Here is a 12676-nt window from a genome sequence, read left to right as displayed (position 1 = left end):
ATCAGGTTGATAGGTCCGGGGTGGAAGCGCGGCGACGCGTGGAGCTGACGGATACTAATCGATCGAGGACTTAACCAAACAGAAAAGCGGAGGTGCCTTGTTTAGCCCCGACAAGCGAATGTTCTGACCGGCATGGAGCCGTCTTTTGGCTCCGTGACGGGCAGGTTATTCGACCTCGAGGGGCTAGGCACCGGAGCTGGACAATAGAAAAGCGGAAGCGCTTTGGTCATCGGCGTATGGATTTCGGAGCTTTCGACTGAGATAAAGGAAACACGGCGAGCCCCTAAAGGCGAGCCGATGCCCGCTTATCGTAGGGAGAAAGCGCAGAAATACGCTAGCCGATAGGCGCTGGAGCTAGACAATTTTTAAAGTTAGAAACCAAAGCTATTCTCCGTTTACAGTTTTTTCTCCCATCCGGTTTTCAGGGAACACATCCCAAAAATTATACAGGTCCGGTGATGATGGCGGAAAGGTCACACCCGTTCCCATCCCGAACACGGAAGTTAAGCTTTCCAGCGCCGATGGTAGTTGGGGGTTTCCCCCTGCGAGAGTAGGACGTTGCCGGGCAAACAGAAGGCCAGCTGAATCAGCTGGCCTTTTTGAATGTGTAAATAAGGGAGATATAAAAATTTCCATAAGAAAAACGACAAAGATTTACCTTTTGAATCTGATTATATTACTAACCTGATAATAATTTTTTAAAAATTTTAAAAATATATTGACGGCGGTAATAAAATTGTGCATAATTAGGGCTTGCTGAATAAGCAAAATTCCTAGATTTGGCAAGGATGCTAACAGGTTCGGAAAAAATTAAATGCAAGGATTTTATAAAATGTTAAAACTAAGAAAGGCTGGAGTGTTAAAAAATGATTAATAAAAATACCGAAGAAAAAGATATATTGTTGAATGTTTTAGGTATAATCGAGGCTGTATATAATAAGAAAATTTCGATAGAAGAAGCTGAGAAAAGATATTTTAATTACCGTATCATTGATTCTTTGAAGGAAAAAAATTACTCAAATGAATTAATAGAAATTTTGGAACTGGGTACAGAAATTGATGGTATTAATGATTTACTACCTGACAAGTTAGATGAAAACATAATTGATTTAAAAAATAGAGTTCTTCTTTTGTTAGATAGAGAAATAAAAGCATAAAAATAGTCCCCGCAGACGCGAGGGCTTTTTGATTTGTCCTGCCGTAGCAGTAAAAGCTTTTCAAAGCGCTTGACCTCCAATGAACCCGCACCCGCAATCTGTCTGGGTTAATCTTTACCGCTCGCTGCACACGCAGTCCCATCGGGTGGTCCGTGAACATCCGATTGTCTCCCCAAACAGAAATGCTGAAAAAAGGGGCAGTTTTCCTAGTTGCATTTTCTGTAAGGAATCCTGTATAATTAAAGTCAAATATAGTCAAAGTCAAAAGAAGGTGTCAGGAGGTGGCTTTGATGAAAAATATATCGGATATCATAGAGGAATATTTAAAACGGATTCTGGAACTGAATGAAAAAGAAATTCTTGAAATAAAACGCAATGAGATTGCCGATAAGTTCCAATGTGTCCCTTCGCAAATCAATTATGTCATCAATACGCGGTTTACGATTGAAAGAGGGTATATTGTTGAAAGTAAAAGGGGCGGCGGCGGCTATATCCGGATCATGAAAGTGCGGCCTGAAAGCGATGCGGAACTGATTGACCAGCTGCTTGTGCATATCGGCAATGTCATCTCCCAGTCGAATGCGGAAGCCATCATTCTCCGCCTCGTTGAAGAAGAGGTGATTTCAAGGCGGGAGGCAAAAATCATGCTCAGCGTGATGGACCGCTCCGTGCTCTACATCCAGTTGCCGGAACGGGATGAACTGCGTGCCAGAATGTTGAAATCGATGTTAACGACCTTAAAATACAAGTAACAATAGAGGTGAGTATGCCGTGATTTGCCAGGAATGCAATGAAAGGCCGGCAACGATGCATTTTACTAAAATTATAAACGGTGTGAAAACGGAATTCCATCTTTGCGAGAAGTGCGCGCAGGAGAAGGGGGAAAAGTTTTCATCGGATTGGGGGAAAACCTTTTCCTTCGATAATCTGCTCGCGGGCCTTTTTAATTTTGATCCGGCCATCCAACTTTTCAAACAGGAAACAGCACCTGACCCGGATGTGCTTCGCTGCAACCATTGCGGGATGACATTGAACCAGTTTTTAAACACAAGCCGGTTAGGCTGCCCGCATTGCTATGAGACGTTTCAGCACCAGCTTGTTCCGATTTTGCAGCGCCTTCATGGCGGCAACGTTGCGCATGAAGGAAAAATACCTGCACGGATTGGCGGTGCCATTTATACAAAGAAAAAATTGCAGGAATTAAAGGCGGCGTTGCAGGAAGCCATCAGCCAGGAAGAATTTGAAAAAGCAGCAGAACTCCGCGATCAAATTCGCGCACTTGAAGGTTCTTCTCAAGCAAAAGGAGGGGAACAATAATGTCTTTAGAACATTTTTTGCACAAAGCGTCCAGCTCCTGGATGAACGAGCAAGGGCCTGAATCGGAAATTGTGCTGACGACACGGGTTCGTCTGGCAAGAAATTTAAAAAATTACCGGTTCCCGTCCTTGTTTACCAGCGAGGAAGCAAGGGAAATTATGAAAACAATCCAGGATATCGCCCGAAATCATTTTCCGGCTGAAATGCAGGCTGAATTTTTAAAAATGGACGAATTAAAACCGCTCGAAAAAAGGGTGCTTGTGGAGAAACACCTGATTAGCCCGCAACTTGCCGAAGAAGCGGGTGACGGGGCAGTTATTTTGTCAAGCGGCGAAGATATTAGTATTATGATAAATGAGGAAGATCATTTACGCATACAATGTCTTTCTCCAGGGCTTCAATTGCATGAAACGCTTCAGAAAGCCAATCAGCTTGATGACCTGCTTGAAAATTGGGTCGATTATGCTTTTGATGAAACGCTCGGTTACTTAACCAGCTGCCCGACAAATGTCGGAACGGGCATCCGCGCATCGGCCATGATGCATTTGCCGGGACTTGTGCTGACACAGCAAATTAAACAAATCATTCCGGCGATTCATCAGCTTGGTTTGGTGGTAAGAGGAATATATGGCGAAGGAAGCGAAGCCATCGGAAATATTTTTCAAATTTCCAACCAGGTGACACTCGGAACATCGGAAGACAATATTGTCTCGGATTTAACCAGTGTCATCCGGCAGATCATTACACAGGAAAGATCGGCAAGGGAAGCATTGGTGCAGACTTCAAACATACAATTAGAAGACAGGGTTTACCGTTCGCTCGGTGTCCTGCAAAACAGCAGGATCATTGAAACAAAAGAAGCGGCCCGTTGTTTGTCCGATGTCCGGCTGGGAATTGATCTGGGCTATATTCAAAACATTTCGAAACAAATTTTAAATGAATTGATGATTTTAATGCAGCCGGGATTTTTACAGCTTTATGCCGGAAGAGCGCTCAGCCCGTATGAAAGGGATATCCGGAGGGCTACACTGATAAGAGAACGTTTGAGGCTTGAGGAGACCAAATGAACAGGAGGAATGACAGATGATGTTTGGAAGATTTACAGAGAGAGCCCAGAAAGTGCTGGCCCTTTCCCAGGAAGAAGCAATCCGCCTGAAACATAACAATATCGGAACGGAACATATTTTGCTCGGACTTGTCCGCGAAGGGGAAGGCATCGCGGCAAAAGCGCTGTACGGCCTGGGTTTAAGCGCCGAAAAAATCCAGGAAGAAGTGGAAACCCTGATCGGGAACGGCCAGGAAATTTCCCAAACGATCCACTACACGCCAAGGGCCAAAAAAGTGATTGAACTGTCAATGGATGAAGCGAGAAAACTCGGGCACTCCTATGTTGGAACGGAACATATCCTCCTCGGGCTGATCCGTGAAGGTGAAGGCGTGGCGGCACGCGTGCTGACAAATCTCGGCGTTAGCTTAAATAAAGCAAGGCAACAGGTGCTCCAATTATTGGGCAACAGTGAAGCGTCCGTACAGGGCGGTTCGGCGGCCAGCGTCAGCACACCGACACTGGACAGTCTGGCCCGCGATTTAACAGCGATCGCACGGGAAGATTCCCTTGATCCTGTAATCGGGCGCAGCAAAGAAATTCAACGCGTCATTGAAGTACTGAGCCGGAGGACAAAAAACAACCCTGTCCTTATCGGGGAACCGGGCGTTGGGAAAACGGCCATTGCAGAAGGCCTTGCCCAGCAAATTGTGCATAATGAAGTGCCGGAAACGCTGCGTGACAAACGGGTTATGACGCTTGATATGGGTACGGTTGTGGCCGGTACAAAATACCGTGGCGAATTTGAAGACCGCCTGAAAAAAGTCATGGATGAAATCCGCCAGGCCGGTAATATCATTCTTTTCATCGATGAATTGCATACCTTAATTGGGGCCGGCGGTGCGGAAGGAGCCATTGATGCTTCCAATATTTTAAAACCGTCGCTTGCCCGCGGCGAACTGCAGTGCATCGGGGCAACAACACTGGATGAATACCGGAAATATATTGAAAAAGATGCTGCACTGGAAAGAAGGTTCCAGCCGATCCAGGTCGATGAGCCGACGATTGATGAGTCGATCCAGATTTTAAAAGGGCTGCGCGATCGCTATGAAGCACACCATCGCGTCTCGATTACCGATGAGGCGATCGAAGCCGCTGTAAAACTTTCGGACCGCTATATCGCAGACCGGTTCCTGCCGGATAAAGCGATTGACTTAATCGATGAAGCCGGATCGAAAGTGCGTCTTCGTTCCTTTACAACGCCGCCGAATTTGAAAGAACTGGAATTGAAACTGGAAGAGGTACGCAAGGAAAAAGATGCGGCCGTCCAGAGCCAGGAATTTGAAAAAGCGGCTGCGTTAAGGGATACCGAACAGAAACTGCGCGAACAGCTGGAGGAAACGAAGAAAAACTGGAAGGCAAAACAAGGACAGGAAAACAGTGAAGTCACAGTCGATGATATTGCGCTTGTTGTTTCGAGCTGGACGGGAGTTCCGGTGACGAAACTGGCACAAACCGAAACGGAAAGGCTTCTGCACCTTGAAGAGATCCTTCACTCCCGAGTGATCGGGCAGGAAGAAGCGGTACTTGCAGTGGCGAAAGCAGTCCGCCGTGCACGGGCAGGGTTAAAAGATCCGAAACGCCCGATCGGTTCCTTCATTTTCCTCGGGCCGACAGGGGTCGGAAAAACAGAACTGGCGCGGGCGCTTGCGGAAGCGATGTTCGGCGATGAGGATGCCATGATCCGGATCGACATGTCCGAATACATGGAGAAACATTCGACTTCCCGCCTCGTAGGTTCGCCGCCTGGATATGTCGGTTTTGAAGAAGGCGGGCAGCTGACGGAAAAGGTACGGAGAAAACCGTATTCGGTTGTGCTGCTTGATGAAATTGAAAAAGCGCACCCGGATGTGTTCAACATTTTGCTCCAGGTACTGGATGACGGCCGGCTGACCGATTCCAAGGGCCGCACGGTTGATTTTAGCAATACGATTGTCATCATGACATCGAATGTCGGCGCAGATGCTTTAAAACGCAACAAGAGCGTCGGCTTCACCATTCAGGATACCGTCGAGGCCGATTATAAAGACATGAAGGACAAAGTGCTCGAGGAACTGAAAAAAGCGTTCCGGCCTGAGTTTTTGAACCGTGTTGATGAAACCATTGTGTTCCATTCGCTCGAGAAGAAACAGTTGAACGAAATTGTCACGTTGATGGCGAAAGAATTGTCGGACCGGTTAAAAGAGCATCATATCGAACTTGTGCTGACGGATGCCGCAAAAGAAAAAGTGGCGGAAAAAGGCTACGATCCGGAATACGGCGCGCGGCCGCTGCGCAGATCGATTCAGAAAAACATCGAAGACCGCCTTTCGGAAGAAATGCTGAAAGGCAATATAAAAGAAGGGCAAAAGGTATTGGTCGATGTAAAAGACGGCGAATTTACTTTTGCCAGTGTGGCAGAGTCGGAAGCTGTATCGTCCAATTCTTAATGCCGAAAGCAGGAAAGGGTACAATGGTTTTGGCGATTGTACCCTTTTTTTCACATATATAAAATTTCGCGCCAAAATCAATGGCGATTAGGATAACATTGCTTCTGGCAACACATAAAGAAGGAGTACTGTTTCGTTCAACCTATGTGGCGGTTTCTTATACGATTTTAATTCAATTTCAAGATACTTTGTATACACTTATACACATAGATATGAGGGAAAGGGGTTTAAGATGGCAAAAAAAACCGTAAAGTTTGTTTGCCAGAACTGCGGCTACGAGTCGCCAAAATGGATGGGAAAGTGCCCGCAATGCAGCCAGTGGAACCAGATGGTGGAGGAAGCGGAGACGCCAAAACGGAGGGGCTTTTTTTTACATCCGGAGCCTGGAAATGAAACCAAAGCGGCACCTATTACGTCTATAGAGTCTAAAGAAGAAAAAAGGACAAAGGTGGATTTTGGAGAGCTGAACCGTGTCCTCGGCGGCGGCATTGTTGCCGGATCACTTGTTTTGATCGGCGGGGATCCCGGGATCGGCAAATCAACGCTGCTTTTGCAAGTGTCATCACAACTGGCAAAGCACGGGTTAAATGTACTGTATATTTCCGGGGAGGAATCGGCGAAACAGACGAAGTTAAGGGCGGACCGGTTAAACATCCATACCGACCATCTTTATGTGCTGCCGGAAACGGACCTTTCCGTGATCCAGCAGGCGATAGATGAACTGAATCCCGGCTTTGTGGTCATTGATTCCATCCAGACGATTTACCATCCGGAAATCCAGTCTGCGCCGGGCAGTGTGTCGCAAGTGAGGGAAACGACTGCACAGCTGATGCGGACGGCAAAAACAAAAAACGTGGCCATCTTTATTGTCGGCCACGTGACAAAAGAAGGCTCCATTGCCGGCCCACGTGTGCTTGAACATATGGTGGATACGGTCCTGTATTTTGAAGGTGAACGCCATAACGCCTACCGGATATTAAGGGCGGTCAAAAACCGCTTTGGTTCGACGAATGAAATTGCGATTTTGGAAATGAAAGAATCCGGTTTGGAAGAAGTCCAGAACCCTTCCGAAATTTTTCTGGAAGAACGGACAAAAGGTGCAGCCGGTTCTACCGTGGTGGCTTCCATTGAGGGGACGCGCCCGGTCCTTGTCGAGATCCAGGCGCTGTTGGCCCCGACGTTTTTCAATATGCCGCGGCGGATGGCATCCGGGATTGACTATAACCGTGTCACGCTGATTATGGCGGTGCTTGAAAAACGGGCCGGTCTTTTGATTCAGAACCAGGATGCTTATTTAAAAGTCGCCGGCGGCCTGAAAGTGGATGAACCGGCAGTGGATTTGGCAGTTGCTGTCAGCGTGGCATCCAGTTTTCGCGACAAGCCGACAAATGCGGATGACTGCATTATCGGAGAGGTCGGGCTGACGGGGGAAGTCAGGCGGGTGTCCAGGATTGAGCAGCGCGTCCAGGAAGCGGCAAAACTTGGTTTCCGGCGGGCGATCATCCCGAAAAATAATATGGGCGGGTGGACGCCGCCAAAAGAGATTCAAGTGATCGGCGTCTCCACAATCCAGGAAGCTTTGGAAGCGGCACTCGGCGGATGAGAAAGGGAACAAATTTCCGTGCCTTCTATGTGTTCTTTGGATCAGTGCGTGAGGGTACCGGAGGAAGCGGAAGGCACTGGGAAGTGAAGGAAAGCGTGGAAAAAAACGGAACCCACTTGATAAGCAAATAACTGCCGCAAATCTGCGTTTACAGGATCCGTTATGATGTAAAGACAGAAAAGACAGCGGCTGGCAGGATACAAATTTTAAAAGAAAGCAGGGGATGTGCATGAAGCCTGAAAATGCCCGGAGAAAACCGCGGCGATTAACTGGCTCGGTAGGGAAAAATACGAAGGCAAACGTTTTAAACCCTATTTTTTGTTTATAATGTATAAAGGAGGTGAACATGTTGTTAAGACGGCTTATACAAATTTGTTTGGTACTGATTGGCGGCACGCTCGGTGTTTTCCTGCTGCCTGATTTTTACAAGCTTGTGAAAGTGGATTATGTGTTAATCAACAACCCGTATGTTTCAGCGCTGTTGGGGGCTATTATCTTTTATCTTATTACTTTCTGGTCCATTCATTATATCGTTGATTTTGTCGATTGGTTTGAGGATTCACTGGTAAAAGTCCCGATGACGGAAATTTTTTCCGGCACCTTTGGCCTTGTGCTCGGCCTGATTATTGCTTATCTGGCAAGCATTCCGGTGCGGGGAATTCCGATTGTCAATACAATTGTGTCGATTACACTTACAGTATTGCTCGGTTATATCGGATTTCAGGTCGGTTTTAAGAAAAGAGAGGAAATTTTCAATTTGTTTTTCAACCGGCAGCATAGACGGAAAGGCGGGACAGAGCAAGAAGGGCATCCGCAGCCTGGAAAACAGGTGAAGATTCTTGATACAAGCGTTGTCATCGACGGACGGATTGCGGATATTTGCCAGACCGGTTTTCTTGACGGGCCGATTGTGATTCCGCTCTTTGTGCTTGAAGAATTGCAGCATATTGCCGATTCTTCGGATGCTTTGAAAAGAAACCGGGGCCGGCGTGGGCTTGATATCTTGAACCGGATACAGAATGAACTGCCGATCGAAGTGCAAATGTATGAAGGCGATTTTGAAGATATCCAGGAAGTTGACAGCAAGCTCATTAAACTGGCAAAATTGATGAACGGGATTGTCGTGACGAATGATTATAATTTAAATAAAGTATGTGAATTCCAGAAAGTCAAGGTGCTCAATATCAATGACCTTGCCAACGCCGTAAAACCGGTTGTGCTCCCCGGCGAAGAGCTCAATGTGCAACTCATTAAAGACGGGAAAGAGCATCACCAGGGGATTGCCTATTTGGATGACGGCACGATGATTGTTGTCGAAGAAGGCAAAAATTACATTGGCAAACGCATTGATGTGCTCGTGACAAGCGTCCTGCAGACTTCGGCGGGCCGGATGATTTTTGCCAAGCCGAAACTGCTTGAAAAAGCGTTATAATGCAGCCTGGAACACCCGCGGCGCCGGACGCGGGAAGTTCATACAGGATGCCGGGGGAGATTGGATTTGACAGATTATGAGGTGATTATACCGGCAGCCGGATCGGGGAAGCGGATGGGCGCAGGGTTCAACAAATTATTTCTTGAACTGAACAAGCGCCCGGTCATTGCGGTTACAGCAGAAGTTTTTTTGGCCGATCCGTCCTGCAAAAAGTTGATACTTCCCGTGCAGCCGCATGATAGGGAAGAGATGAAGCGTATTTTGCCCCGCTCGGAAAAAATAGTATTTGCCCGCGGCGGTTCTGAACGGCAATATAGCGTACGGAACGGGCTGGAACTTGCCGGAAGCTGCAGTGTCATTCTTGTGCATGACGGTGCAAGGCCGTTTATCAGCGCCGGATCCATTGCAGCGCTGGCGGCAATGGCCGGGGAAAAAGGGGCGGCGATAGCGGCTGTTCCGGTAAAAGACACGATCAAAAGAGCAAAAGACCAGATTGTAACCGAGACGATTGAGCGGAGCAGCTTGTGGCAGATCCAAACGCCACAAGCTTTTCGCACGTCTGTCTTGAAAAAAGCGCATGAAGCGGCGGAACGGGACGGCTTTCTCGGAACGGATGAAGCCTCACTGGTCGAACGGATCGGCCATCCTGTACATATTGTGCCGGGAAGTTATGATAATATTAAAATTACGACACCGGAAGATCTTTATTTCGCAGAAGCGATTTTAAAAAAGCAGGGGGGAGGATGAAGATGTTCAGGATCGGACAAGGCTTTGACGTGCACCGGTTCGGGGAGGGACGTCCCTTGATGATCGGGGGAGTTGAAATTCCATATGAAAAAGGTTTGCTCGGCCACTCCGACGCGGATGTGTTGCTTCATGCCGTAGCGGATGCCTGTCTCGGGGCCATTGGGGAAGGGGATATCGGCCGGCATTTTCCGGATACAGATGCGGCATTTAAAGATGCGGATTCTGCGGCGCTTTTGGCGCATGTTTTTCAGCTTGTGAAACAAAAAGGATACAAGCTCGGCAATCTTGATTGCACGATTATTGCCCAAAAGCCGAAAATGGCGCCCTATATCGGGAAAATGCGGGAAACGATCGCGCGCATTTTGGAAGCGGAGATCGGGCAGGTCAATGTCAAGGCGACCACGACGGAAAAACTCGGCTTTGCCGGGCGCGAAGAGGGCATTGCGGCGCAGGCGGCGGTACTGCTGGAGCAGGCTTAACCGGCGTGGCTGCAAGGGTGCTGAAACAACGGGCAGTTTAAGGCACGTACTGCCTGCTGGACATTTTAACGGTGTATGGCAACAGAAGTTTCGTCAAAAATGGTGCAACGGAGCCGGGCAGCTGTTAACGGAAACCTTTCTTTTGCTGGAACAAACATAACCGGTGTATCGCTGCAAAATCGGGACAAGCCGTGCGGTTTAGGACCCGCACTGCTGCTGGAACCATTTTAACCGGTGTATGGCCTGGAGATGTTTTGCCGAAAATGGTGTAATGGAGCAGTGCGCCCGGTTATCGGAAACCCGTCTTTTGCTGGAACAAGCATAGCCTGGCGGGGGCACTCGTGGTACAGTGGCAATTCCATTATCCCGTCTTTTGCTGGAACAAGCATAATAGCAGATATTTTACCTGCAAGATGTGCGATGGCATCCATCCGCCGGTTCACGTCAATCCATCTTTCGTCCGCCGAACCGGACACACCACCGGTTTACGGCTTTTTCAGACGGTGATACAATAAAACAAGACAAAAAGCGACAGTTTAAAGGAGAATCGACATGGCAAACGAAATCAGAGTACGGTACGCTCCGAGCCCGACCGGTTTTTTGCATATCGGGAATGCCCGTACCGCATTATTCAATTATTTATTTGCACGCAGCAAGGGTGGAAAGTTCATTATCCGGATTGAAGATACTGACCAGAAGCGGAATGTGGAAGGCGGTGTGGAAAGCCAGCTGAAATATTTGAAATGGCTCGGCATCGACTGGGACGAAAGCATTGATGTCGGCGGCGAATACGGCCCTTACCGCCAGTCGGAACGCCTTGATATCTATAAAAAATATTATGAAGACCTGCTTGACCGTGGGCTGGCTTATAAATGCTATTGTACGGAAGAAGAACTGGAAGCAGAACGCGAAGCCCAGCTTGCACGCGGGGTAATGCCGCGTTATTCCGGGAAATGCCGCCATCTGACAGAAGAAGACAGGAAACGGCTTGAAGCGGAAGGGCGGAAACCGAGCCTCCGTTTCCATGTTCCGGAAGGCAAAGTGTATACGTTCAACGATATCGTAAAAGGCGAAGTGTCTTTTGAATCGGACGGGATCGGCGACTTTGTCATCGTTAAAAAAGACGGCATGCCGACTTACAATTTTGCGGTTACGATCGATGATCATTTAATGAAAATTTCCCACGTGCTCCGGGGGGACGACCATATTTCCAACACGCCGAAACAGCTGATGATTTATGAAGCATTCGGGTTTGAACCGCCGGTATTCGGCCATATGACGCTGATTGTCAATGAACACCGGAAAAAATTGAGCAAACGCGACGGTAGCATTATCCAGTTTATTGAGCAGTATGCGGAACTCGGTTATTTGCCGGAAGCACTATTTAATTTTATTGCCATGCTCGGCTGGTCACCGAAGGGCGAGGAAGAAATTTTTTCGCGGGAAGAATTTATCCAAATTTTTGACCCGGAACGGCTGTCGAAATCGCCCGCTTTGTTTGACCGCCAAAAACTGGCATGGATGAACAACCAGTATATGAAAAAGCTCGATTTGGATAAAGTTGTGGAGCTTGCGTTGCCGCATCTTGTAAAAGCAGGGCTCGTTCCGGAAAACCGGACACCTGAAGAAGAACAATGGGTGCGCAAACTCATCTCTCTCTATCAGGAACAAATGAGCTACGGCGCGGAAATTGTCGAATTGTCGAAACCGCTCTTCTTTACGGATGAAATCACGTATGACGAAGAAGCAAAGGAGATTTTGTCGGGAGAGCACGTTCCGGAAGTGCTCCGTGCATTCCTTGAAGAACTGGACAGAATCGAACCATTTGAAGCAGGCGAAATCAAAAAAGCGATCAAAGCAGTGCAAAAAGCAACCGGACAAAAGGGGAAAAAGCTGTTTATGCCGATCCGTGTTGCCGTTAGCGGCCAGACACACGGCCCGGAACTGCAAAGCCTGATCGAACTGCTCGGCAGGGAAAAAGTAAAGAAACGCCTTGAAAGAATCACGGGTTAACATTTTTTCGAAAATAGGATATGATATGGTTAAAATAGATGTATGAAAAAGCGTTGAGAAGGAGAAGTAGGAAGAGGACGCTTCAAAGAGAGAACCATCGCCGGCTGAAAGTGGTTTAAGCCCCTCCTTTTCTGAAATGCACCTTCGAGCCTGTATCTGAACGCGTTTGCCAGTAGGATGCAGCGGGGCCGCCCGTTAACAGGGAAAGTTGGGCAGCGGGCAAGGCCTGCCGCCAAACAGAGTGGAACCGCGCGATCAAGAAGCGTCTCTGTCCGTTGCAGAGGCGCTTCTTTTTTAAATTGCAGGTCCGATGACAAATCCGGCTGATGGAAATGCAAAGCGGAAGAAATTTTATAAACGGACGGGGAATGGGAAAAAAACAAGCGAAAGGGGA

General features: G+C 47.9%; 10 protein-coding genes, 1 rRNA gene and 1 other annotated feature. All 11 genes read left to right on the top strand.

Annotated features, from left to right (window positions below):
• Positions 1 to 451 precede the first annotated feature (451 nt).
• The 11 genes from rrf to gltX all read left to right on the top strand — a co-directional run bounded on the left by rrf (position 452) and on the right by gltX (position 12282).
• Positions 452 to 567, top strand: a 5S ribosomal RNA gene (gene rrf, locus NFR98_RS06560).
• Between the two features lie 299 nt (positions 568 to 866).
• Positions 867 to 1157 (top strand): DUF3969 family protein, encoded by a 291-nt coding sequence (locus tag NFR98_RS06555; protein WP_014096532.1) that lies wholly within the window; start codon positions 867 to 869, stop codon positions 1155 to 1157.
• Between the two features lie 287 nt (positions 1158 to 1444).
• Positions 1445 to 1909, top strand: a complete 465-nt coding sequence (locus tag NFR98_RS06550) for a CtsR family transcriptional regulator (RefSeq protein ID WP_371836356.1) — start codon at positions 1445 to 1447, stop codon at positions 1907 to 1909.
• Between the two features lie 19 nt (positions 1910 to 1928).
• Positions 1929 to 2474 (top strand): protein-arginine kinase activator protein McsA, encoded by a 546-nt coding sequence (gene mcsA / locus NFR98_RS06545; RefSeq protein WP_014096530.1) that lies wholly within the window; start codon positions 1929 to 1931, stop codon positions 2472 to 2474.
• A complete protein-coding gene (gene mcsB, locus NFR98_RS06540; protein ID WP_014096529.1) occupies positions 2474 to 3541 on the top strand; it encodes a protein-arginine kinase McsB in 1068 nt (355 codons plus the stop codon). Before mcsA ends, mcsB begins: the two co-directional genes overlap by 1 nt.
• A gap of 16 nt (positions 3542 to 3557) precedes the next feature.
• Complete coding sequence (clpC, locus tag NFR98_RS06535) at positions 3558 to 6008, top strand: ATP-dependent protease ATP-binding subunit ClpC (protein WP_014096528.1); 2451 nt, start codon at positions 3558 to 3560, stop codon at positions 6006 to 6008.
• Positions 6009 to 6240: 232 nt separating this feature from the next.
• Entirely contained in the window at positions 6241 to 7611 is a 1371-nt protein-coding gene (gene radA / locus NFR98_RS06530; protein WP_014096526.1) for a DNA repair protein RadA, read from the top strand.
• Positions 7612 to 7957: 346 nt separating this feature from the next.
• Positions 7958 to 9043, top strand: coding sequence for a PIN/TRAM domain-containing protein (locus NFR98_RS06525; protein WP_014096525.1), 1086 nt, complete (start codon positions 7958 to 7960; stop codon positions 9041 to 9043).
• A gap of 66 nt (positions 9044 to 9109) precedes the next feature.
• The gene (ispD, locus tag NFR98_RS06520; RefSeq protein WP_014096524.1) at positions 9110 to 9790 is read left to right on the top strand and encodes a 2-C-methyl-D-erythritol 4-phosphate cytidylyltransferase; all 681 of its coding nucleotides are present in this window, start codon (positions 9110 to 9112) and stop codon (positions 9788 to 9790) included.
• Between the two features lie 2 nt (positions 9791 to 9792).
• Positions 9793 to 10269 (top strand): 2-C-methyl-D-erythritol 2,4-cyclodiphosphate synthase, encoded by a 477-nt coding sequence (ispF, locus tag NFR98_RS06515; protein ID WP_014096523.1) that lies wholly within the window; start codon positions 9793 to 9795, stop codon positions 10267 to 10269.
• A gap of 552 nt (positions 10270 to 10821) precedes the next feature.
• Positions 10822 to 12282, top strand: coding sequence for a glutamate--tRNA ligase (gltX, locus tag NFR98_RS06510; RefSeq protein WP_014096522.1), 1461 nt, complete (start codon positions 10822 to 10824; stop codon positions 12280 to 12282).
• Between the two features lie 44 nt (positions 12283 to 12326).
• Positions 12327 to 12555: a binding site (T-box leader), on the top strand.
• Positions 12556 to 12676 lie beyond the last annotated feature (121 nt).

Origin of the sequence: Weizmannia agrestimuris (genome assembly GCF_943193165.1) — a bacterium.
Taxonomy (GTDB): domain Bacteria; phylum Bacillota; class Bacilli; order Bacillales; family Bacillaceae_C; genus Weizmannia; species Weizmannia faecalis.
This window is presented reverse-complemented; position numbering and strand designations above follow the sequence as displayed.

Bases quoted from the DNA above. Each gene is read 5' to 3' on its own strand.
- NFR98_RS06555 (WP_014096532.1), top strand. From the start codon at position 867: ATGATTAATAAAAATACCGAAGAAAAAGATATATTGTTGAATGTTTTA.
- mcsB (WP_014096529.1), top strand. From the start codon at position 2,474: ATGTCTTTAGAACATTTTTTGCACAAAGCGTCCAGCTCCTGGATGAAC.
- clpC (WP_014096528.1), top strand. From the start codon at position 3,558: ATGATGTTTGGAAGATTTACAGAGAGAGCCCAGAAAGTGCTGGCCCTT.
- radA (WP_014096526.1), top strand. From the start codon at position 6,241: ATGGCAAAAAAAACCGTAAAGTTTGTTTGCCAGAACTGCGGCTACGAG.
- NFR98_RS06525 (WP_014096525.1), top strand. From the start codon at position 7,958: ATGTTGTTAAGACGGCTTATACAAATTTGTTTGGTACTGATTGGCGGC.
- ispF (WP_014096523.1), top strand. From the start codon at position 9,793: ATGTTCAGGATCGGACAAGGCTTTGACGTGCACCGGTTCGGGGAGGGA.
- gltX (WP_014096522.1), top strand. From the start codon at position 10,822: ATGGCAAACGAAATCAGAGTACGGTACGCTCCGAGCCCGACCGGTTTT.